This is a genomic window from Gryllotalpicola daejeonensis (genome assembly GCF_039538145.1).
Taxonomy (GTDB): domain Bacteria; phylum Actinomycetota; class Actinomycetes; order Actinomycetales; family Microbacteriaceae; genus Gryllotalpicola; species Gryllotalpicola daejeonensis.
Map to the genome: position 1 here is coordinate 2,061,432 of NZ_BAABBV010000001.1, position 22,378 is coordinate 2,083,809.

General features: G+C 69.2%; 21 protein-coding genes. 8 read left to right on the plus strand and 13 right to left on the minus strand.

What is annotated here, in order from left to right; all coding sequences use genetic code 11:
- Position 1: 1 nt before the first annotated feature.
- Positions 2-1,369 (minus strand): MFS transporter, encoded by a 1,368-nt coding sequence (locus tag ABD736_RS10035; RefSeq protein WP_344791623.1) that lies wholly within the window; start codon positions 1,367-1,369, stop codon positions 2-4.
- 68 nt (positions 1,370-1,437) lie between these two features.
- Between ABD736_RS10035 and ABD736_RS10040 the strand changes: the two genes are divergently transcribed.
- Positions 1,438-2,691 (plus strand): MFS transporter, encoded by a 1,254-nt coding sequence (locus ABD736_RS10040; protein WP_344791624.1) that lies wholly within the window; start codon positions 1,438-1,440, stop codon positions 2,689-2,691.
- Here ABD736_RS10040 and ABD736_RS10045 read toward each other — a convergent pair.
- The gene (locus tag ABD736_RS10045; protein WP_344791625.1) at positions 2,676-3,980 is read right to left on the minus strand and encodes an MFS transporter; all 1,305 of its coding nucleotides are present in this window, start codon (positions 3,978-3,980) and stop codon (positions 2,676-2,678) included. The two genes, ABD736_RS10040 and ABD736_RS10045, sit on opposite strands and share 16 nt — an antisense overlap.
- Before the next feature lie 81 nt (positions 3,981-4,061).
- Here ABD736_RS10045 and ABD736_RS10050 point away from each other — a divergent pair, with 81 nt between their 5' ends.
- The 3 genes from ABD736_RS10050 to ABD736_RS10060 all read left to right on the plus strand — a co-directional run bounded on the left by ABD736_RS10050 (position 4,062) and on the right by ABD736_RS10060 (position 6,441).
- The gene (locus ABD736_RS10050; protein WP_344791626.1) at positions 4,062-4,658 is read left to right on the plus strand and encodes a helix-turn-helix domain-containing protein; all 597 of its coding nucleotides are present in this window, start codon (positions 4,062-4,064) and stop codon (positions 4,656-4,658) included.
- Between the two features lie 60 nt (positions 4,659-4,718).
- Complete coding sequence (locus ABD736_RS10055) at positions 4,719-5,597, plus strand: hypothetical protein (protein WP_344791627.1); 879 nt, start codon at positions 4,719-4,721, stop codon at positions 5,595-5,597.
- Between the two features lie 76 nt (positions 5,598-5,673).
- Positions 5,674-6,441: a DeoR/GlpR family DNA-binding transcription regulator gene (locus ABD736_RS10060; protein WP_344791628.1), complete on the plus strand. Its 768-nt coding sequence runs from the start codon at positions 5,674-5,676 to the stop codon at positions 6,439-6,441.
- 101 nt (positions 6,442-6,542) lie between these two features.
- Here the strand turns inward: ABD736_RS10060 and ABD736_RS10065 are convergent, their stop codons facing one another.
- Positions 6,543-8,015: a mannitol dehydrogenase family protein gene (locus ABD736_RS10065; protein ID WP_344791629.1), complete on the minus strand. Its 1,473-nt coding sequence runs from the start codon at positions 8,013-8,015 to the stop codon at positions 6,543-6,545.
- 190 nt (positions 8,016-8,205) lie between these two features.
- Here ABD736_RS10065 and ABD736_RS10070 point away from each other — a divergent pair, with 190 nt between their 5' ends.
- Genes ABD736_RS10070 through ABD736_RS10080 form a run of 3 tightly spaced genes read left to right on the plus strand, consistent with a single transcriptional unit; the run spans position 8,206 to position 11,424 of the window.
- Positions 8,206-9,567 (plus strand): ABC transporter substrate-binding protein, encoded by a 1,362-nt coding sequence (locus ABD736_RS10070; RefSeq protein WP_344791630.1) that lies wholly within the window; start codon positions 8,206-8,208, stop codon positions 9,565-9,567.
- A gap of 10 nt (positions 9,568-9,577) precedes the next feature.
- Positions 9,578-10,513 (plus strand): carbohydrate ABC transporter permease, encoded by a 936-nt coding sequence (locus ABD736_RS10075; protein ID WP_344791631.1) that lies wholly within the window; start codon positions 9,578-9,580, stop codon positions 10,511-10,513.
- Complete coding sequence (locus ABD736_RS10080) at positions 10,513-11,424, plus strand: carbohydrate ABC transporter permease (protein ID WP_425555006.1); 912 nt, start codon at positions 10,513-10,515, stop codon at positions 11,422-11,424. The genes ABD736_RS10075 and ABD736_RS10080 overlap by 1 nt, the downstream gene beginning before the upstream one ends.
- Positions 11,425-11,508: 84 nt before the next feature.
- On the opposite strand, the gene ABD736_RS10085 is transcribed toward ABD736_RS10080, so the two are convergent.
- Positions 11,509-11,964, minus strand: coding sequence for a hypothetical protein (locus tag ABD736_RS10085; RefSeq protein ID WP_344791632.1), 456 nt, complete (start codon positions 11,962-11,964; stop codon positions 11,509-11,511).
- 92 nt (positions 11,965-12,056) lie between these two features.
- On the opposite strand from ABD736_RS10085, the gene ABD736_RS10090 reads away from it, so the two are divergent.
- The gene (locus ABD736_RS10090; protein WP_344791633.1) at positions 12,057-13,112 is read left to right on the plus strand and encodes a zinc-dependent alcohol dehydrogenase family protein; all 1,056 of its coding nucleotides are present in this window, start codon (positions 12,057-12,059) and stop codon (positions 13,110-13,112) included.
- A gap of 89 nt (positions 13,113-13,201) precedes the next feature.
- On the opposite strand, the gene ABD736_RS10095 is transcribed toward ABD736_RS10090, so the two are convergent.
- The 9 genes from ABD736_RS10095 to ABD736_RS10135 all read right to left on the minus strand — a co-directional run bounded on the left by ABD736_RS10095 (position 13,202) and on the right by ABD736_RS10135 (position 22,377).
- A complete protein-coding gene (locus ABD736_RS10095) occupies positions 13,202-13,615 on the minus strand; it encodes a hypothetical protein (RefSeq protein WP_344791634.1) in 414 nt (137 codons plus the stop codon).
- A gap of 58 nt (positions 13,616-13,673) precedes the next feature.
- Complete coding sequence (locus ABD736_RS10100) at positions 13,674-14,084, minus strand: hypothetical protein (RefSeq protein ID WP_344791635.1); 411 nt, start codon at positions 14,082-14,084, stop codon at positions 13,674-13,676.
- 30 nt (positions 14,085-14,114) lie between these two features.
- Positions 14,115-14,789, minus strand: a complete 675-nt coding sequence (locus ABD736_RS10105) for an NAD(P)H-hydrate epimerase (protein ID WP_344791636.1) — start codon at positions 14,787-14,789, stop codon at positions 14,115-14,117.
- 46 nt (positions 14,790-14,835) lie between these two features.
- Complete coding sequence (locus ABD736_RS10110) at positions 14,836-16,071, minus strand: class I SAM-dependent methyltransferase (RefSeq protein ID WP_344791637.1); 1,236 nt, start codon at positions 16,069-16,071, stop codon at positions 14,836-14,838.
- On the minus strand, positions 16,068-19,535 hold the full coding sequence (locus ABD736_RS10115) for a DEAD/DEAH box helicase (RefSeq protein WP_344791638.1): 3,468 nt from the start codon (positions 19,533-19,535) through the stop codon (positions 16,068-16,070). The genes ABD736_RS10110 and ABD736_RS10115 overlap by 4 nt, the downstream gene beginning before the upstream one ends.
- Positions 19,536-19,649: 114 nt before the next feature.
- Positions 19,650-20,126, minus strand: a complete 477-nt coding sequence (locus ABD736_RS10120; RefSeq protein WP_344791639.1) for a hypothetical protein — start codon at positions 20,124-20,126, stop codon at positions 19,650-19,652.
- A 9-nt stretch (positions 20,127-20,135) separates the two neighbouring features.
- Positions 20,136-20,567 (minus strand): heat shock protein transcriptional repressor HspR, encoded by a 432-nt coding sequence (locus ABD736_RS10125; protein WP_344791640.1) that lies wholly within the window; start codon positions 20,565-20,567, stop codon positions 20,136-20,138.
- Positions 20,568-20,608: 41 nt separating this feature from the next.
- Positions 20,609-21,595: a DnaJ C-terminal domain-containing protein gene (locus tag ABD736_RS10130; RefSeq protein WP_344791641.1), complete on the minus strand. Its 987-nt coding sequence runs from the start codon at positions 21,593-21,595 to the stop codon at positions 20,609-20,611.
- Between the two features lie 95 nt (positions 21,596-21,690).
- Positions 21,691-22,377 (minus strand): nucleotide exchange factor GrpE, encoded by a 687-nt coding sequence (locus ABD736_RS10135; protein ID WP_344791642.1) that lies wholly within the window; start codon positions 22,375-22,377, stop codon positions 21,691-21,693.
- Position 22,378: the final 1 nt, after the last annotated feature.

Genomic DNA, 22,378 nt, shown 5'->3' on the forward strand with positions numbered 1-22,378 from the left:
CTCACGCGGCTCGCTTGAGCCGCCGCGCCTCCGCACGCTGCTGCATCTCTTCGGGGTCGTCGAGCCAGTTGGCGCCCCTGTTGCGCAGGAAGAAGACGTACACGACGAGAGACACCAGAATCACGATCGTCGCGTAGACGATGAACCCCGGAACGGCTCCGCGCGCGGCGGCCGCCTGGTAGAGCAGCGGGGCGGTGCCGCCGAACAGCGAGTTCGCCACGGCGTATGCAATGCCGAGGCCGAGGGCGCGGATGTGCATCGGGAAACTCTGCGCCTTCACCACCGCGTTGATCGAGGTGTAGCCGGTCAGGATCACGAAGCCGACGACGAGGATGCCGAACGCGGCCGCTGCGCTCGTCTGCTTCGGCAGCTGCGTCACCAGGAACCACGTGTAGAGCGCGCCCCCGACGCCGAAGAAGACCAGCAGCGACTTGCGGCCGACGATGTCGGACAGCCAGCCGCCGATCGGCTGCAGCACCATCAGGATCGCGAGCGCGCCGAGGTTAATCCAGCCGGCAGCCACCGGCGACGACCCGGCGAACGCTTTCTGGATCTGGGCGGGCGCGTTCACGGAGTAGATGTAGAAGGCCAGCGTTCCGCCGGCCGTGATCAGGAACACGAGCAGCGCCTCGCGCCACCACCGCCCGAACAGCTCGACGATCGAGCCGTGCGTGCGGGCCGCTTCGCCCTCGCCCGACCGCACCGCCGCGATCGTCTCGGTGCGCAGCGACTCGTCCATCGAGCGGCGGATCCAGAAGACGACGAGCGCCGCGACACCGCCGATCGCGAAGGCCACGCGCCAGCCCCATGAGGCGATCGCATCGTGGTCCATAGTCAGCAGCATGACGAGCAGCACCAGCTGGGCCACGACCTGGCCGCCGACGAGCGTGACGTACTGGAACGACGACAGGAACCCGCGGCGCCCGGGCACAGCCGCCTCCGACATGTAGGTCGCGCTCGTGCCGTATTCACCACCTGTCGCGAAGCCCTGCACCAGGCGGGCGAGCAGAAGCACGGCCACCGCGCCCACGCCGAACACGGCACGGGTCGGGATGATCGCGACCACGAACGAGCACCCGGCCATGAGCGACACCGAGAACGTCAGCGCGGCGCGGCGCCCGTAGCGGTCGGCGAAGCGGCCGAAGAACCACGAGCCGACCGGCCGCATCACGAACGTGACAGCGAAGATCGCCCAGACGTAGATCGTCGAGTTCTTGTCGTGCGTGTCGAAGAACTGGCCCTCGAAGAAGGCCGCGAAGGTCGAATAGACGTAGACGTCGTACCACTCGACCAGGTTTCCGGCCGACCCCTTCAGGGTGTTCGAGACGGATCGGCCGAGGCTGGTCGTCAGCTCCGTTGCTAAAGACATGTCCTTCACCGTATCCCCGCCTATGACCCGGGCACGGGAAACCCCGCCGGACCGGCACAATTGAGCAAGTGCCCCTCTCCACCCTGCTCGTCGACGTGCGGCCGCTGCGGCAGAGTGCCGCGTTCCGCAGGCTGTGGGCGGGCAACGCGATCTCGGGCTTCGGCGGCACGATGGCGTCGTTCACGATCAGCTGGGTCGTGTGGGATCGCACCCACAGCGCGATCGCCCTGGGCGCGATCGGACTCGCGCAGCTCGTGCCGATGATCGTCTTCACTCTGCTCGGCGGCCACTGGGGCGACCGTTACGACCGCAGGCGGCTGATCATCGCGGTGCGGTGGGCGCAGGTCGCGGCATCCGCAGCCCTCTCCGTCGTTGTCATCACGACGACGCATCAGGTGATCTGGCTCTACCCGCTGATCGCGGTGCAGACCGCGCTCGTCTCGATCAACCAGCCCGTGACGCAGACCATGATCGGCAGCCTGCTTGACGGCGAGGTGCGGGCCGCCGCCTTCGCTCTGAACCACTCGACGGGCCAGCTCAACGTGCTGATCGGGCCGCTGCTCGGCGGCATTGCGCTCGCCCTCTGGGGGCCGGACTGGGCGCTGATCTTCGACGCGGCGAGCTTCCTCGCGGCGGTCTACGGCGTGTTCGGGCTGCCGAGCGGAGGCCGAGCCGCCGACGAGACGGGCAGCGGCGCGAGCGCCGAGACACCACCCACTGCCGTCTCTCAGATCGCGGCAGGCATCCGCTTCGTCATGCGCACGCCCATCGTGGCCGCGTTGCTGCTCGCCGATCTCAACGCGACCGTGCTCGCCATGCCGGTCGCGCTGTTCCCCGTGCTCAACTCAGAGCGGTTCGGCGGCAGCCCGGCCACGCTCGGCCTGCTGACCCCCGCGCTCGGCCTCGGCGGTCTGCTCGCCGGCTTCCTCTCCGGCCGCATCACGCGTGCCCGCCGCCAGGGCCTGGTGATGGTCGTCGCGAGCGCGGTGTGGGGCGCCGCGATCGCCGGCGCAGGCCTCGTGCCGAACCTGGCCGCCGTGCTGGTGCTGCTCGCACTCACCGGTGCCGCCGACGTGGCATCCGTCGTCAGCCGCGCGACCATCATCCAATCCGTGACGCCCGACGCGTTCCGCGGCCGCGTCAACTCGCTCGACTTCCTGGTGGGCGCGGGCGGGCCGAAGCTGGGCGATCTGCGCGCCGGACTCGTCGCCGACGTCTCGAGCGGGTGGTTCAGCATGGCGATCGGGGGCGCCGTCTCCGCCGTGCTGGCGGTCGTGATCGCGGCATCCGTGCCGTCGCTGCGCCGCTACCGAGCAGGCTGAGCGGATGCCCCGGCCGGCGGCCACTCGATCGCCTCGGCCGCCCAGCTGTCGGGCGTGCCGATGCGGCGCAGCTCGCGCACGAATGCGGTGCCGACGGCGCCGGCGGCGAGGCCCGCGGCGAAGATCCACAGCGTGGGAACGATGCCGAGCTGCGCGAGCAGCACGCTCGCGACGACCGGGGCGAGCGGCGCGATCGCGAGGTAGCCGAGAGAGCTTACCGAGCTCACGCGCCCCTGCAGCACGTCGGGGACGATGGCCGCGATGTAGCCGCCGACCCCCGCGTTCAGCGCCGGGATGAGCAGCGCCCCGAGCGCCGCGAACACGAGGTAGCCCAGGTAGCTGTGCACCAGAGCCATGGCGAGAAACGACACCGCCATCACGGCGAGCGCGATCACCGTGATGCGGCCGGACGGAATGCGCTTGATGAGCGCCGGCGCGATCAGCGCGCCCAGCAGCATCGCCGCGCCCGACACCGCGTCGAGGGCGCCGATGAGCAACGGCGCGGTGCGCGTGCGCACGAGCTGAAGGTTGATGGCGATCATCGTGCCCGAGACCGTCAGGTTGATCAGCATGATGAGCCAGAGGGAGTTGCGCAGCACGGGCAGCGAGGCGAAGAAGCGGATGCCTTCCTTGAGTTGCGCGACCGGGTGGGCGGCCTTCGCATTCGCCCGGTCGCCGTTGAGCGGCACGCGAACGAACGCGGTGCAGATGGCGACCGCGGCGTGCCCGATCGCCCCTGCGGCGAACGGCACGGCGTGCGAGAAGGCATAGAGCACGCCGCCGAGCGGGCCGGAGATCAATGAGGCCACCGCGCCGCGACCCTGAATCGCCGCCATCGCCGACGCCATCTGCCCGGGGGCCACGACCGCGCGAATCGCTCCGACCTCGGCGGCGCCGAAGACGGCCGTCACGACCGAGACGCCGAACAGGACGATCGCAAGCTGCCACCCGGTGAGCCAACCGCTGAACCCGCCGATCGCGGCGAGTGCCCACAGCACGAGCCCCACGACGGCTCCCGCCATCAGCAGCCGGCGGCGGTCGAGGCGGTCGGCCGCGACGCCCGCCGGCAGCGTGGCGACGAGGCTGCCCGCCTCGCCGACCGCCGCGATGACGCCGGCGAGCACGACCGAGTGGGTCAGACTGAACGCCACGAGCGGCGCGGCGAACACGCCCAGTCCCTCGCCGACGATCTGCGTCGTCTTGCCGGACATGAGCAGCAGGTATGGGCGATTGTGCCCGAGAGGGGCGACGGATTCTTGCGCAGCACGCGTCTCGATCGGGGTGGTCATGACGGTCACTGTATTTGCGCAGCATTCATTGCGTAATATCTCTTGCGCAATTTCTTGTGCGCAATTGGCTAGACTCACCTCATGGCTGACGGCGACCCTGACGACCGCTGGGACGGGGCACCCGTCGAGGTGCGCGACGCGGCGATGCTGCGGGCGTTCGCGCACCCCATCCGCCAGCGCATCGTGCGCGAGCTTTCGGTCCGCACCCACGCCCGCGCGGCTGACCTCGCCGGCTGGCTGGGCGAGCCGGCGAACGCTCTGAGCTTCCACCTGCGCACCCTGGCGAAGGCCGGGGTCATCCGCGAGATCCCCGAGAAGGCGCGCGACAAGCGCGATCGCGTGTGGCAGCTCGTCAACCAGAGCGGTTTCGCGTTCGAGGACCCGACCGGCAATCCGGCCGTCTCCGCCTACATCGCTCGGCGCATCGAGTGGCTGCACCGGCTCGTCGGCGGCGAGTTCGAAGACACCGACGCGGCCTCACAGGTGCAGTTCGCCGGCGCGCTGCTCACGAAAGAGGAGGCGAAGCAGCTCGGCGACGAACTCAGCGAGATCGTCACCCGCTGGCGTCGTCGCGGCGCCGAGAATGCCGAGCGCGACCCCGACAACGCCGAGCGCGCCTCGTACGAGGTCATGTTCGCGCTGGGCCCGAGCGCACCGGAAAGCCCCTCAGCGACCTGAGCTCGGCGAGGTTCACTCCAGAGCCACCCCCGGTTCACCTTCGCTCGGTTGACTGGTGCCGTGTTGGCCTGGGTGGAGTCGCCGTTCCAGTTGCTGAGTGCCGCCGAATGGGCGCACGCGGCGGGCCGGCGCATCGCCGTCGCCATGCGCCTTTCCGGTCCGCAGATGGAGACGACCGCGGCCGAACTGCTGCGCCGCGGTGCGCCCTTCAGCGAGGTGACGCCGTGGGTCGGCATCCCCTGGGGGCGGCTCGCCGAAGACCACGACTGGGCTGTGGGCGACGGGTTCAGCGGCCAGTTCCGCCTGGCGGTGAGTGTGGTGCGGCCGCAGCGCGTCATCCTGCTGGACGACGGCGCGAACACTCTGGCGCTGGCCGACGCGCTGCTCGATCGCACCCCGTTCCGCCGCCCGCGCCGCACCGAGGGGCGCGCAGCGCGCCTGCTCGGCGATCTCGCCAAGCACCGCTTGCACACGCTGGCCGATCGTGAGGCCGTCGAGCTCTTCACCGTCTTCCCACTCGGCGCGCAGCGCGTCGACGCGCTCGCGGCCCGCGGCATGTCGACGAGCCGCCACGACTTCGCGTGGACCCGCAGCGCGGCAGACCCGCTCGAGCTGCCCGGCGACCGCGTGCTGCTCGGCAGCTCGCTGCCGACCGACGGCCATCTCGCGGTGTCCGACTATCTCGCCTGGGTCGCGGGTCAGGCGCGCACCGAGCCCGTCGTCTATCTGCCGCACCGGCGCGAGCGCCGCGACGTTCTCGCCGAGGTGGGGCGGATGCCGGGGGTGAAGGTTCTCGAAACCGGGTTGCCCGTCGAGCTCGTGCTCGCAGGCATCCGTCGCCCCATCGAACTGGTCTCGCTGCAGACGAGCGCCTCGACCACGCTCGAACTGCTGCTCGGCGGCACAGGCAGCGTCATCCGTCAGAGCACGCTCGCCTGACCGGTCGCGATGCGGGCGTGCCCGTTTCCGTGGTTTTCGCGGCGAAGGCCACGGAAGCGGTCGATAGACTGCGCGCATGTCGCTCTTCTCGATCGAACGGCGCAAGGTCATCGTCGACCACGCGCGTGAGACCGGCCGCGCCGACGTCACCGAACTGTCGAAGCTGCTGAAGGTCTCGGCCGAGACCGTGCGGCGTGACCTCACGACGCTCGAGAAGTCGGGGCTGCTGCGGCGCGTGCACGGTGGTGCGGTGCCGGTCGAGCGGCTCGGCTTCGAGTCCGACCTCGCCACCCGCTCGACCCGCATGATCGAAGAGAAGAGCCGCGTCGCCGAGGCGACGGTGAAGCACCTCGAGAACGCAGAGGCCATCTACATCGACGAGGGCGCGATCTTCCAGCTGCTCGCCGATCGCCTGTTCCCCGAGAGCCCGACGACCGTCGTCACCAACTCGCTCGCGATCGCCGTGTCGCTCGCCGGCAGGCCCAACGTCGAGGTCATCTCGCTCGGCGGGCGGGTCCGCGCCAAGACGCTCGGCGCCGTCGACTTCTGGGCCGTCGAGATGCTCGAGACGATGGTGCTCGACCTCGCGATCATCGGCGCCAACGGCATCTCGGTGCAGCGCGGGGCGACCGTGCCCGACGCCGCGATCGCCGAGGTGAAGGCGGCGGCGATGAAGCAGTCGCGGCGAAGCATCCTGATCGCCGATCACTCCAAGGTCGGCGCCGACTCCTTCGTGCGCTTCGCCAGCCTCGCCGACTTCGAGCTCTTCATCACCGACGACGGCGTCAGCTCGGAGCACGCCGACGAGCTGCGTGCCTCGGGCCTCGAGCTGCTCCTCGCCTGACCCTCACCGGTTGCGCCACCAGGTTCCGCGATGCGCGCCTCGGATCCGAGTAGCGCACAGCGGAAGCCAGTGGCGCAACCGAGCGTCACCGGCGGGGCGCATCAGCCGACGAGAGCCTCCAGCGCCGCGCGGGCACCCTGGGCGTGCAGCAGGTCGAGCGTGCGCAGGTACGGCTCGGTGAAGGCAGGCTCGCCCGCGAGGCCACCGAACAGCGTCTCGTCGCGCAGGAATGCGAGCGGCTCGGTCGACTGCGCGAGCGCCGCCGCGTGCCGCGCGTCCGCCAGGCGGTCGACGATGGTGATCGGATTCCCCGACTCGTCGACCCCCTCCGCATAGCGCGCCCAGCTGGCCACGATGGCGGCAGCCGCGTCGACCTCGCCACCCGCCGCGATGCGCTCGGTGATCACCGGCACGAGCCACTTCGGGATCCGGTCCGACGACTCGGCGGCGAGGCGCGCGAGGGTGTCGCGCACGTGCTCGTTTCCGAAGCGCTCGATGAGCTCGTCGGTGTACGCGTCGAGGTCGACCCCCGGCACGGGCTTCAGCGTGGGGCGCGCCTCGCGCTCCCAATAGCGCCGCAGCAACCCGACGAACAGCGGGTCGCGGGCGGCCTCGTGCGCGAAGGTGTAGCCGGCGAGCACCCCGAAGTAGGCGAGCCCCTGGTGACCCACGTTGAGCAGCCGCAGCTTCATCAGCTCGTACGGCTCGACCTCGTCGACGACCTGCACCCCTGCGTTCTCGTAGGCCGGGCGGCCGAGCCCGAACGAGTCCTCGAGGGCCCACTGCTCGAACGGCTCGGCGACCACCGGCCAGGCATCCTCGATGCCCCACTCGCGTGCGATCAGCGCGCGATCATCATCGGTCGTGACCGGCGTGATGCGGTCGACCATCGAATTCGGGAAGTGAACGGATGCCTCGATCCAGTCGGCGAGCTCGGGGTCGCGCAGCCGCGCGAATGCCGTGAACACCTTCCGCGCGAGCTCGCCGTTTCCAGGGATGTTGTCGCACGACATGACCGTGAACGGTTCGATTCCGCGCTCGCGCCGCAGCGCCAGCCCCGCCACGACCAGCCCGAACACGGTGCGCGGTGCAGCGCCCGGTTCGAGGTCGGCCTGAACGTCGGGGTTCGTCGCGTCGAACTCGCGCGTGATCTGGTCGAAGTTGTAGCCGCCCTCCGTGATGGTGAGCGAGACGATGCGGATGCCCGGATCGGCGAGCTTCTCGACGACGGCCTGGGGGTCGTCCGGCGCGAGCAGATAGTCGACGATCGAGCCGATCACCCGGGGCTCGAGCGTTCCGTCGGGGTGCTTCAGCACGAGCGTGTAGAGGTGGTCCTGCTCTTCGAGCGCCTGCTTCATGCGGCGGTCGACCTCGAGCACGCCGACCCCGCAGATGCCCCAGTCGGTCGCCTCGCCCGCGTTGAGCAGCCGGTCGAGGTACATCGCCTGGTGTGCCCGGTGGAAGCCGCCGACGCCGAAGTGCACGATGCCGGCGGTGACCTGCGAGCGGTCATAGCGCGGCACCTCCACGGCGGCAGCCAGCTCAGGCAGGGCGGCCTCGGAAAGACGGACCATCAGAAACCTCTCTCGTCTTCGTCGACGATGCCCGATACGGCATCCGCACATCACATAGTTGACCGGGTTTGCCCGAATTCGCAAGTTTCCTGTGGTTGTTTGCCCGATTTTGCTTGCGAGGCGTGGGACTTCGTGAATATGGTGTGGTTGCTCGCGATGGAGCGGGCAAGAAAGGACAACGGTGCCCACAATGACTCGGAGTCACCTGGCCAAGGCGCTCACGGGTGTCGCCGTGGCCGCGACGGCCGCACTCGCGCTTGCCGGCTGCAGCGGCGCTGGCGCCGGCAGCGCAGGCAAATCGGGCGGAACGCTCAACGTGCTCATGGTGAACAACCCCCAGATGGTCGATCTGCAGAAGCTCACCGCAGACAACTTCACCAAGCAGACCGGTATCAAGGTCAACTACACCGTGCTGCCGGAGGACTCGCTGCGCGACAAGGCGAGCCAGGAGTTCTCATCGCAGGCGGGGCAGTACGACGTCGCCACGATCAGCAACTATGAGGTGCCCTTCTATTCGAAGAACGGGTGGCTGCTGTCGCTTTCCGACAACGTCGCGAAGGACGCGGACTTCAAGCAGTCCGACATTCTGAAGCCCATCCAGGACGCTCTGACCGGCTCCGACGGAAAGATCTACGCGGAGCCGTTCTACGGAGAGTCGTCGATGCTCTACTACCGCGCCGACGTCTTCAAGCAACTCGGCCTGACCATGCCGGCGAACCCGACCTGGGATCAGGTTGCGCAGCTCGCCGACCAGGTGAAGCAGAAGGAGCAGGGCATGGCCGGCATCTGCCTGCGCGGCCAACCCGGCTGGGGCCAGATGGTCGCCCCGCTCACCACCGTCGTCAACACGATGGGCGGCACCTGGTTCGACAACGACTGGAACGCTCAGGTCAGCGGTGAGGGATTCACCAAGGCGCTCAACTTCTACGTGAACCTCGTCAAGAAGGACGGCGAGAGCGGAGCGCCGCAGGCCGGCTACACCGAGTGCCTCAATGACATGACGCAGGGCAAGGCGGCCATGTGGTACGACGCCACGGCAGCGGCAGGCTCGCTCGAGGCATCCGATTCACCCGTGAAGGGGAAGATCGGCTACGCGCCCGCACCGGTCGACCAGACCGAGAGCTCCGGTTGGCTGTACAGCTGGGCGTGGGGCATCGAGAAGGCCAGCAAGAACCAGGCCAACGCCGAGAAGTTCATCGAGTGGGCCTCGGGGCCGAAGTATGCCGAACTGGTAGCCCAGAAGTACGGTTGGGCCGAGGTTCCGCCCGGGACCCGCACCTCGCTGTACGAGAACCCCGACTATCAGAAGGGCGCGGCCGCGTTCTACAAGCAGGTCCAGACCGCGATCGACAGCGCGAAGCCGAACGACCCCGGCACGCAGAAGCGCCCGGCGCCCGGCATCCAGTTCGTCGCCATCCCTGAGTTCGCGAGCCTGGGCACGGATGCCTCGCAGCAGTTCAGCGACGCGATAGCTGGCAAGACGTCGGTCGACGCGACGATCAAGGCCGTGCAAGCCGAAGCCCAAAAAGTCGGCGACAAGTACAAGAAGTAGTAACTGAGCGATGTCTACTGCGGTCACGCTGAACGCGTCGCAACAGACACTGAGCAGGGCGTCCGCCTGGGCCAGGCGGGCGCCCCTGCTGCCGGCGCTGATCTTCATGATCATCGTCACGCAGCTGCCCTTCGTCGCGACGCTCGTCATCTCGTTCGTGCGCTGGAATGCGCTGTACCCGAACGACATCGGCTTCGGGTGGTTCACCAACTACGCGGCCGTGTTCACCGATGCGACCATGCTGCGGTCCGTCATCACGACAGTCGTCCTGACCGTCGCCGTGGTGCTCATCAGCCTGGTTCTCGGCCTGATCATCGCGATCCTGCTCGACCGGAAGTTCTTCGGCCGCGGCTTCGTGCGCACGATCATGATCGCGCCGTTCCTGATCGTGCCTGTCGCTGCGGCGCTGATCTGGAAGCACGCGATCTTCAACCCGTCGTACGGGTTGCTGAACGGCACGCTGACCTGGATCTGGGGGCTGTTCGGCCACGCCTCGAGCGCACCCCAGCCCGACTGGATCAGCTCACAGCCACTCGGCGCGATCATTGCCGCGCTCGTATGGCAGTGGACGCCGTTCATGATGCTGATCCTGCTCGCGGGCCTGCAGGGCCGCCCGCTCGACGTCATTGAGGCCGCGCGCATCGATGGCGCCGATGAGTGGCAGATCTTCCGCCACATGACGTTGCCGCACCTGCGGCAGTACCTCGAGCTGGCGGCGCTGCTCGGCTGCATCTACCTGGTGCAGAACTTCGACGCGGTGTTCACGATCACGAGCGGCGGCCTCGGCACCGCAAACCTGCCGTACACGATCTATCAGACCTTCTTCCAGGCGCACGACTACGGGCAGGCATCCGCCGCGGGCGTCGTCGTCGTGATCGGTTCGATGATCGTCGCGACGTTCGTGCTGCGCACCGTGTCGTCGCTGTTGCGAGAGGACAAGCGATGATGGCACTCACCAGCGAACGAGCGGATGCCGCAGGCATCCGTCGCCGCCCAGGGGCGCCCGCAGGGCGCACGGTCTCCATGCGCTCACGCGAGCGGCGTCGCACCGTCGGTCTCGGCATCGTCGCGTGGATCATCGGCCTGATCTTCTTCGGGCCGATCGTGTGGATGCTGCTGACCTCGCTGCACAGCGAGACCACCGCGGCGACCAACCCGCCCAGCCTGTTCGCGCCGCTGACGCTGTCGTCGTACGCGAACTTCTTCGGGGCGGCGTCAGGCGCGAGTCCCTGGCCGCCGCTGATCAACTCGATTTCGATGAGCATCGGGTCGACCGCGATCGTCCTGATCCTGTCGATTCCGGCCGCCTACGCGCTCGCCATCCGGCCGGTGCGCAAGTGGTCTGACGTCATGTTCTTCTTCCTGACCACGAAGATGCTGCCGATGGTCGCCGGGCTGCTGCCGGTCTACCTGATCGCCAAGTCGCTCGGCCTGCTCGACACGGTCGGGCTGATGATCATCATCTACACCTCGATGAACCTTCCGATCGCGGTCTGGATGATGCGGTCGTTCTTCGCCGAGATCCCTCTCGAAGTGATCGAGGCGGCTCAAGTCGACGGCGCCGGGCTGCTGCTCACGTTCCGCCGCATCATCGTGCCGCTCTCATCGCCCGGCATCATCGCGACGGCGCTGATCTGCTTCATCTTCAGCTGGAACGAGCTGCTCTTCGCGAGCGTGCTGACGAGCACCACCTCGTACACGGCGCCGGTGTTCCTGACGTCGTTCGTCACGTCAGAGGGACTGTTCCTGTCGAAGGTGTGCGCCGCGTCGATCGCGATCTCATTGCCCGTGCTGGCCGCGGGCTTCGCCGCGCAGGACAAGCTGGTGCAGGGTCTGTCGCTGGGCGCGATCAAGTAAGGGGATGCCAGTGGCATCCCCGTTTGATCGCGCGAGGCGCGCGGATGCCAGTGGCATCCGCGCACCTCTCGAGGATCAGTCCGACTAGCTCAGCACAGGGCCGTCGAGTGTGTCGGGCTCGCGGCCTGCGGCGTGGGTGTGTGCATGCGCATCGATCTCGTAGCTCGCGCCGCTCTCTGGGCAGATGCGGTAGGTGTGGCCGGTCGCCTCGTCGACGTGCACCTCGTGGCGGCTGACCGCATGGTGGCAGACCGGGCACAGCTCGTCGACGACGCCCGGGTTCGGGTCGTCGCGCTCGTCGAGCTCGTAGGGGCCGAGGTTCGAGGGGCCGAGGATCGGGACGAGCTTGTCGTCGATCCAGGTCGTCGCCTTCGCGACGCCGTTGGCGACCGGGTTGTCGTGGGGGGTCTGGGCTTCCGTGTCGGTGGTGGGCGCCTTGTGCACCGCATCCTCGTTCTCACGGCCGGCCTCGGGCTGGCCCTCACGCCCGGTGTGGTTGGACATGTCCGTGTTCTCGTTGGCCGTATCCATGGCGGCCATGTTAGGAGCGTCGGGCGCTGGCCGCGTCGGGCTTGACAGGGTAATTTCAGCGCCGTGCGGGCTCTCGAGACCGCCCGCGCAGGAGGCGCAACATGAAGGCACTCGTCTACCACGGCCCTGGGGAGAAGTCGTGGGAGGAGGTGCCCGACCCCGTCATCCTGAAACCGACCGACGCGATCGTGAAGATCGACACGACGACGATCTGCGGCACCGACCTGCACATTCTGAAGGGCGACGTTCCCGCTGTGACGCCGGGCCGGATTCTGGGCCACGAGGGCGTCGGAACGATCATGGCGGTCGGCTCAGCCGTGACCGATCTCGCCGTCGGCGACCACGTGATCATCTCGTGCGTGTCGGCCTGCGGGAAGTGCGACTTCTGCAAGCGAGGCGTGTATTCGCACTGCCGCGCAGACGAGGGTGCCCCAGGCATCGGCTGGATCTTCGGGCACCTGATCGACGGCACCCAGGCGGAGTACGTCCGCGTGCCGTTCGCCGAGACCTCGCTGTACCGCGTGCCCACGGGCGTGCCGGACGAACTGGCGGTGCTGATCAGCGACATTCTGCCGACGGGGCACGAGATCGGGGTGCGCTATGGGGCGGTCGCGCCCGGCGACGTCGTCGCGGTGATCGGCGCGGGGCCCGTGGGGTTGGCGGCAATGGCGACCGCGGGGCTCTACGGGCCGTCACGGGTGATCGCAATCGACACCGACGCGAACCGGGTCGAGCAGGCGAAGCGCTTCGGGGCGACCGACGGCGTCGTCGCGACGGATGCCGATTGGAGGGAGCAGGTGTTCGCGTTGACGGACGGGCTCGGCGTTGATGTCGCGATCGAGGCCGTGGGGATTCCTCGCACCTGGGACATGTCGCTCGAGCTGGTGCGGCCCGCAGGCCACGTTGCCAATGTCGGCGTGCACGGAGCGCCCGTGACGTTCAACCTCGATCAGAAGTGGATCGAGAACATCACCGTCACGACCGGCCTGGTCAACACCGACACCTCGCCGATGCTCATCAAGCTGCTCGCGCAGGGGAAGCTCGACGTCGCAGGATTCGTGTCGCACCACTTCGCGCTCGACGACATCCTGTCGGCCTACGACACCTTCGGTCGCGCCGCCGAGACGAAGGCCCTGAAGGTCATCCTGACCGCGTGAGGGATGCGTGGGCGGGAGTCGCGTGCCGTGCCGCTGCGCCCGTCTGCGCCCTGCCCCGCCCGCGACGCGCCATCCGCGCCGAAACGTGCCTAACTGCGGGATCGAGCGAGCAATTCCCGCAGTTCGGCACGTCTCGAGAGAACACGAAGCGCCAGAATCGCGAAGATCACCATGCCGGTGAGCGTGAGACCCGCGAGCCCGACGATGGCGATGCGCAATGCCGCGGGAACGACCCCGGAGTCGTGCCTGAGATCGAGCGCGACTTCGAAGACCACTCCGGCGGCAAAGCACGCCGCAGACGAGACGACGGCGCAGATGAGCGCCGGCCAGAATCGCGCCCACTCACCGAACTCGCGCGCCCGCCGGCGTAGGGCGACCAATGCAACCCCGAAATAAAGACAGATCCCGAATGGCAGGATGCTCGGCCCGAACCACGCCGTACCGAGAACCACAAGCGTGGCGCCTGCAATCAACCCGCTGAGGGCGTGCCGCCGTGCCGTCACTCGTGCGCCCGCGTGCTGGATGCTTCGCCGAGGGGTGCCATGAAGGGCGAATCCGCGTTCATTCAGCCGTTACGGCCCCCCTCGGCGCGGAGCTTGGGCTCGCGCCGCGAAGCACCAGCACCGAGAAGGCCACGACACCGGCGACCGCCAGTGCCGCGAAGCCGATCAAGCCGACGCTCACGAACGGCGGCACCGCTTGGAAGTCGTCGGCAAGGTCGAACGCCGTCGCGAAGCAGACGAATGCGCCCGCGCCGGCGGCGACCGTGCCGACAGCAGCACCGGCCGCCCACCAGAAGCCGCCCCAGCTGCCGCGGTGACGCTCCCGGCGATATAGAGCAACGAGCCCGAACACGAAGTAGGCGATCAACGTGGCAATCGCGGACCCCACGCCGAAAAAGGCGCCGGTCAGTAGAAGCCCGCCGCACACGATCCAGCCGGTGACGGTCAGACGCCGCGTGGTCATCGCCACCTCCTCACGCTGAGTGTGGCGGCTCGAGCGTCAGGCGTCCACCTCCACTAGCGGGGTCAGCTTCTCGAGGTCGGCGGCGAGGCCGATGTCGTAGACGCGGACCTCGCCGGCGAAGTCGCGCGCCGGAGGCAGAAGCAGGCCGGCCTTCGCGCCGCCGAACGTGACCGTGACGTCGGCACGCAGCACCGCCGCCGGGTCGGGCACCTCGCCGCTGTCGGGGTGGATGCCGCTCGGAATGTCGACCGCCACCACCAGACCCGACGGCTTCGCAGCGGCGATCGCCGCCACCAGCTCTCGGGCGTCTCCGCGCAGTCGCGGGTCGGCGCTGGTCCCCGTCCCAAGAATCCCGTCGACGATGAGATCGGCGGATGCCGCGAGCTTCGCCGCCCCGCCCGACACGACGGTGGCACCGGCGGCGAGCGCGGCGGCGAGACCTTCCTCATGCACCCGGCTCGACGCACGCACCAGCTCGACGCGCGCCCCCTGCTGCGCGAGCGTGGCGGCCGCGAACAGCGCATCGCCGCCGTTGTTGCCACCGCCCACGAGCACGACCACCCGTGCGTGAGCGGGCGAGACGCCTTCGCCCTCAAGCATCCGATCGCATTCACGTGCCAGCGCGGCGGACGCGCGCTCCATCAGCGGCTCGCCCGCAGCCAGGTGCGGTGCCTCGGCGTCGCGCACCTGCTGCGCACCCCAGCCCTTCATCGACAGAGCCCGTTCAGCAGCACGTCCCCATCGTCACCACAGCACGTCATGACTTCAGTGAACTCGTGATCGTGAACTTCGCGTTGCGCGCGACCTGGCGCGTCTCGCCGACGAGCCGCCGCAGCGTCGGCTGGTAGCGCAGATGGGAGTTGAAGACGACGCGCAGCTCGCCGCCGGGGGCGAGCACGCGTGCGGCATCCGTGATCAGGCGGATGCCGACGTCTGCCGTCACCGTCGTACCGGAATGGAACGGCGGGTTGAGCACGATGAGCTCAGCGCTCGCATCGGGCAGCGACCCGAGCGCGTCGTCGCGCACGACCGTGACGCGGTCGTCGAGGTGGTTGAGTTTCATCGTTTCGCGAGCGGATGCCACGGCCGCAGCCGATTGATCAGAGGCCAGCACCCGCAGGCCGGGGCGTGCTGACGCGAGCGCCGCCGCGAGGATTCCCGTGCCGCACCCGAGGTCGATCGCGGTCGTGGCCCGCGGGTTCGCGTCGGCCAGGTGGTCGAGCAGGAACCGGGTGCCGATGTCGAGGGATGCGCCGGCGAAGACTCCGCCGTGGGCGGAGACCATGATGCCGGGCGGGTCGATGACGGCGGTCTTCGGCCAGCGGGATCTCCATTCCGCTTCGCCGAGTCGATCAGCGCGCTCCGCTTCGCGGTGCCCACCAGCGCTCGGCGTTTCGCTGGCCGACTCGCGCGCAGCGCGAATGCAGACCGAAGCCGTCAGCACGCGGGCCTTCTGGCGGGCGAGGCCCGCCCGCACCTCGCCGAAGTGCCGGCCGAGCACGTCGTTCTGCGCGAGCGTCATGTGCTTGACCATGCCGCCGGCCAACACGACCACGTCGGGCACGGCATGCTCGGCGATCAGGGCCGCCCACTCATCCAGCTGGTCGAGCGACTTCGGCAGGCGCAGCAGCACCAGTGAGGCATCCGCCACCAGCTCCGGAACCAGCCCGAGCGACGTGAACGAATCCGAGAACCCCAGCCGGTCGGCATTGGCGGCCAGCGCCCGCTCACCGAGCAGCGGGTCCTGGTGAACCCGCACCGGGCTGGCGCCGAGCGAAACGGCGCCAAGCGTGAGCGCGCCGAACGCATCGCCGATGATGGCTACGGATCCTGGCGCGACCGCATCGGGTGAGTCCGCACCACTGGTGGGCGTGGCGAGAACGACCGCGGCGGTGTCGAGCAGCAGCCGATCGGCCGCATCGACGGCGACAAGGTTCGGCGCTTCGATGTCGGGCCAGCGGCGCAGCGCACTCAGATCGAGAGAGTCGCTCACAGCTCGAGCAGCCCCGCGATGTCGTCTGCCGTGAGCAGCTCGCTGAAGGTGCCATCGTCGTCGAGCACCTGGCCGAACAGCTCGGCTTTCTCGTCGCGCAGCTTCATCACCTTGTCTTCGATGGTGCCATCGGCGACGAGGCGGTAGACGTTGACCGATGCCGACTGACCGATGCGGTGCGCGCGGTCGACGGCCTGCGCCTCTGACGCCGGATTCCACCACGGGTCGAGCAGATAGACGTAGTCGGCCTCGGTCAGGTTGATGCCGAAGCCGCCGGCCTTGAGCGAGATGAGGAACACCGGCGCCGTGCCCGACTTGAACCGTGAGATCACCTCGGCGCGGTTGGTGGTCGAGCCGTCGAGGTACTCGTAGTCGATGCCGGCCTGCTCGAGACGCTGCTCGACGCGGCCGAGGTACGACGTGAACTGGCTGAACACGAGCGCGCGGTGGCCCTCTGCCACGACCTCGTCGAGGTTCTCGAGCAAGGCGTCGAGCTTCGCGCTCGGCACCCCCGCGTACTGCTCGTCGATCAGCGAGGCATCCAGCGCGAGCATGCGCAGCAGCGTCAACGAGCGGAACAGGATGAACTTCTGCTTCTCGAGGTCGCTCTTGACCAGCCCGAGCAGCTTCTGCCGCTCGCGCTGCAGGAACTGCTCGTAGAGGCGCCGGTGCTTCGGCGCCAGCTCGACCCTGATGACCTGCTCCTGCTTGGCAGGAAGCTCGGGCGCGACGAGCGCCTTGGTGCGCCGCAGCAGGAAGGGCCGCACCCGCCGGCGCAGCCTGGCGATCACCCGCTGCGCGTCGGCGGTCGAGATGCCGGCCGGCACGACGTCGGGCCCGCGCACGTGCGACAGCGGGCGCACGTACTGCTCGGTGAAGCGCCGGATGCTCGGGAACAGCCCCGGCGCCACGATGTCGAGAATCGACCACAGCTCGAGCACGTTGTTCTCGAGCGGAGTGCCCGTGATCGCGAGCTTGAACGGAGCATCGAGCGCCTTCGCGCACTCGTGGGCGCGGCTGCGATGGTTCTTCACGAACTGCGCCTCGTCGAGCACGAGCCCCGCCCAGCGCACGTCTTCCACGTCGTCGAAGTCGAGCCGGAACAGGTTGTACGACATCACGATCACGTCGTGGCCGTTCGCGAGATCGGCGAGCTTGTTCTTCTCGCGCAGCTGAGTGCGGGTGACGGATGCCACGCGCAGGCCGGGCGCGAACCTGGCGGCCTCTGCGACCCAGTTCGAGACGACGGATGCCGGGGCGACGACGAGCCAGGGGGCACCGCTTCGAGACGCGCGCGGGTCCTGAGGAGCGCCGCGAAGCGTCGCGTCTCGAAGGGTCGCAAGCTCCGCGGGCTCCTCACCGATCGAGGCAAGGATCAGCGCGAGGGTCTGCAGCGTCTTCCCGAGCCCCATGTCGTCGGCGAGGATGCCACCCAGCCGGTGCTCGTAGAGATAGGACAGCCACGAGAACCCCGCGAGCTGGTACTCACGAAGCTCTGCGGTCAGACCGGCAGGTGGCGAGGGCGCCGCCGGCGGGGCATCCGTCAATGCCTTCACCTGGTCCTGCCAGGCGCGCGTCGCCTCTGAGAAATCGGCCAGGTCCTCGAAATCGCGCCACAGCTCGACCTGCGTGCGGTGCAGGGCCAGCTTGCCGGTCTCCCACTCCTTGAGCTCGCCGGCCTCCGCAATCAGCTCGCGCAAGCGATCGAACTCGGGCCGATTGAGGCTCAAGTGCGTGCCGTCGACGAGCATCAGGCGCGCTTTGCCGCCCGAGAGCGCCTTGAAGAGCGGCCCGAACGGCACGGTGTAGTCGCCGATCTGCACGGTGAAGCCGAGATCGAGCCAGTCGCGCTCGTCGCTCTCGACGGCGCGCACGGTGAAGGTCGGCGCCTCGGTGAGCTCGCGATAGTCGGGGCGCTTGCCGATGGTCTCGATGCGCACGCCCTCGAGCTGCTCGAGCTCGGGCACGACGCGCTCGACGAAGTCGGCCGCGTCGAACTCGCGCAGCACCGTCGTGTCGGGGTAGCCGGCCTTCGTCTCGCCGGCGTCGAGCACGCGCCGCACCTCGCGCCCGACCGCGACCTCGAACAGGGCGTCGTGCGTGTCGCCCTGCCATTCCCAGATCAGCCGCAGCGCGTGCTCGGGCTCGAAGCCGAGCGTCAGCACCAACGTCGGCGGTTCGAGGGTGGGCAGCTCGACGCTGCCGCCGCCGTCGAAGGCGACATCGGCCAGGCGCGGATAGAACTCGGTGAAGAACTCGTCGCGATCGGATGCGGGAACGACCAGCTCGCCTGCCTCGAGCAGGGCCCTCGCCTCGGCGCCGAGCGGGTGCGCCAGGGGGCCGAGCCTGATGACGGATTCCTTGGCGCCGACCCACTCGATCGAGAACAGCCCGTGGCGGCCGATCGCCCCGACCGCGGCCGGCGCCTCACTCGGGTCCGACTTTCCGTCGAACGTGACACCGGCGAGCACCCGCACGTCGCCCGTGCGCGCGCTCTCCTCAAGGCGGGCGGAGATCTGCGCAGAGTCAGCGCGAACGACCGAGCCGCTCTGGCCGACGAGCTCGATGCCGCGGGCGCGGGCGTCGTCGAGCAGGGTCCACAGCAGCGGGCTCTCGAACTCTTCCAGCACGAGCCGCTTCGCGTCTTGCCCGATGTAGCGCGGCTGACTGGCGCGTGCGAGCGCAGCGAACTCGCCGAACCACCGCGCCTGATGCGGGTCATAGCGGTAGCCGGAGAGGTCGTAGCCGATCTTCGACCAGTCGGTCTCGGCCGCGACCCACCCGCGGGCGCCGGGGCTGGCGATGCGCAGGGTGATCACGAGCAGCCCGCTCGACTTGGCGGTCGCGGTCTGGGTGGTCTCGTTCGCGTGCCCCCAGCGACCGAGGCTGCGCCGCACCCGCTCACGCACCTCGAACTGCAGCGCGAGCGGCACGGTGCGCTCGGGGTTCGGCGGGTGCGCGACGGTCGGCGAGGTCACTGCGGCACCAGCGCCCACGCCGGCGCCGGTCGACCCCGTCAGAATCCGCCGCCACTCGGGAGCGCGGGGCTCGGGCCGCCGCTCGGGTGAGCGCGCCGGCGCCGCCGCAGCCGACGCCGCAGCCGCCGACGCCCCCAGCGGAACAGCGGGCATCAGCGGGTTGCGAACGCTGGGCAGGTCTCGCTCGCCCCGCGCACTCGCGAGCATGAGCGCGGCCGCGTGCTTGCAGCGCGTGCCGATGGGGCAGGTGCACAGCGACGAGACCGGATGCCAGCGCCCACCCTGCTCTGTCAGGAAGACCTCGCACGTGTAGGGCCGCGGCTCGGTGCCGGCGACCACGCCGTCGAGCACTCGCTCGCCGGCATCCCACGTCAGTCGAAGCACCGACCCGTTCGACGCATACGGCCGCGCGCGCTCGAACGCCGCGTCGCCGACGAACTCGCGCACATAGGTGAGCGCGACGGCGGGAAGTCGCTCGGCAGACACGCCCCTCATGCTTCCATGCCGCACCGACATCGGCCTTCGAACGATCTGGGGGGCTGAATGCACGTTCACCCGCGCGCGAGCGCGCCTTTCGTACCGCCAGATCTCATCGGGGCGTCAGCGCGGCGGGAAGACCTCGGGGTTCAGCAGCGCGATGGTGCGCAACCTGCTCGGGTCGTAGTCGAGGTACTCGGTCAGCTCGCCCCGGCTCATGCGCGGGTTCACGCGACGCACCAACTCGAGCAACTCGGTGACCGCGCCCCGGCGCGAGGCGAAGCCCACGTAGTAGAGCACGAGCCCGACGAAGATCGCGAGCAGGCCGAGCGTCACGCCGATCGGGATCGCCGCACCCGGGCCGATGGCGAACGACCCGATGACGACGAGCAGGATTCCGCCGACGAATCCCCAGACATACAGCTGAATCGCGATGCCGAACAGCAGCTGCATGCGCGCATAGCGGCGCGCGATGCGCGGCCCCATGATGTGCTCCCACGTCGAGCGGGTGCCGCGCGCATTCGCGACGGGGTGGAAGTAGACGGACGGCAGGGTGGCGAGGGCTCGATAGAACTCGTCGTCCTCAGGCGCGTCGGTCATGAAGCGACTCTAACGGTCGTCGAAGGGGCCCCACGGCCGCCAGACGACCACCTGGTCGCGGCGCTCGGTGCGGGTACCCGCGCGCATCGGCACGACCTCGCCCGTCACTCCCGACGCGAAGACGCGCCCGCCCCGCCGCTGCAGCAGGGCGTCGGCGAGCGTCGACTCGAGTTCGCGCACCCGCTGCTGCAGTGCCCGCACCTCGTTCTCGAGCGAGAGGACGCGACGGATGCCTTCGAGCGAGACGCCCTCTGCAGACAGCCGCGCGATCTCGCGAAGCTGCGCGACGTCGCGCAGCGAATAGCGTCGCGACTTCCCCGCCGTTCGAGTCGGCTCGACCAGGCCCAGGCGGTCGTACTGGCGCAGGGTCTGCGGGTGCAGCTCGGCGAGCTCCGCCGCAGCGGCGATCGCGAACAGCGGCGTGTCCTGATCGACGTCCATGGTGGCCACTTCCTCGTTCTGCCTCTACGGCTCGTTCTACCTCACTGGCGGGCGCGCGCCAGCAGGTCCTCCCGCGGGTTCTCTTTCGGCAGCTTCTTCGCGAAGTCGAGCAGCGCGTTCTCGGCCTCGGCCGAGAGGTGCGACGGCACCGCCACCTGTACGACGGCGAGCAGGTCACCCGTGCCCTTGTCGGTCTTCACGCCGCGGCCCTTGACGCGCAGCACGCGGCCAGAGGGCGTGCCGGGCGCGACCTTCAGCTTCACCGGCGGGCCCTCGAGCGTCGGAACCTCGATCGTCGCGCCGAGTGCCGCCTCGATGAAGGTCACGGGGACGTTCAGTCGCAGATTCAGGCCGTCGCGTTCGAAGACCGGATGCTTGCGCACGGCGACCTGGAGGATGAGGTCGCCCGCCTCGCCGCCGTCGGGGCTCGGGTAGCCGCGCCCGCGCAGGCGGATCTTCTGGCCGTCCGAGACCCCCGCCGGGATCTTCACCTTGATGGGCTTGCCGCCTGCGCCGGTCAGGCTCAGCGTCTCGCCGCGGGTTGCCGCGAGGAAGTCCAGCGTCGTCGACGCCTCGAGGTTCTGCCCGCGGGTCGGGCCGCCGTAGCCGCGGAAGCCGCCGGACGACTGGCCGAACCGACCGCCGCCGAAGAGGCCGCCGAGCAGGTCGTCGTAGTCGGCGCCGCCGGACTGGTAGCTGAAGCCACCCGGGCGGCCGCCGCCGAACATCGACCCGAAGACGTCCTCGAAGCCGCCCGCGCCGCCGGAGCCCGGGGCGGTGAATCGCGCCCCGGAGCCCATGGCGCGCAGCTGGTCGTATTCGCGGCGCTGCTCCGGGTCCGAGAGCACCGAGTACGCCTCGCTGATTTCTTTGAAGCGCGCCTCAGCGGCGGCATCCCCGGGGTTCGAATCCGGGTGGTATTGCCGCGCGAGCTTGCGATAGGTCTTCTTCAGCTCGGCGTCTGAGACGTCCTTCGAGACGCCGAGCACCTTGTAGAAGTCCTTGTCGAACCAGTCCTGACTGGCCAACGCGCCTCCTTAGAGAGAAGGTCTCCATTCGCTTCGCGAGTCGACCGACGGGTGCTCCGCCGGCCGACTCCGCGAAGCCGAATGGAGGCCAAGGGTTATTCGGATGGGGTGGCGACCACGACGCGTGCGACGCGCACCAGGGTCGAGCCGATCGTGTAGCCGGTCTCGACGACTTCGAGCACGGTCGTCTCGGTCGCGCCGGGCGTCGGCTGCTGGAAGATCGCCTCGTGCCGCTGCGGGTCGAAGACCTCGCCGACTTCGCCGAACGGCTTGACGCCGAGCTTCTCGACGGCGCCGCGCAGCTTCGCGGCGATCGTCTGGAACGCGCCTTCGCCCTCGAGGTCGCCGTGCTTCTGGGCACGGTCGAGGTCGTCCAGCACGGGCAGCAGCACCTTCACGGCGTCGCGCACGGAGCGCTCGCGCACCTGCTCGCGCTCGGCCTCGGTGCGACGCCGGTAGTTCGCGTACTCGGCGGTCACGCGCTTGAGATCCGCGAGGTGCTCGGCGCTCGGGTCGGCCTCTTCGGCCTCGGCTGCCGCGAGGATGTCCTCGACGAACAGCTCGTCGTCACCGCCCTCGCGGCTCTCGCCGCCCTCGGGCTGCTCGGCTGCCGCATCGGCAGAGCCCTCGCCTGCGGCCCCCTCAGGGGACGAGGCCCCAGCCTCGTCCCCCTCAGTGGCTTCCGGCTGGCGCAGCTTCCCGGTCTCGGGGTCGATGCGCCGCTTGTCGCGGACGATCGGCTCCTCGCGCTGTTCGTGCTTGTCGCTGTTCTCGTCCGTCATC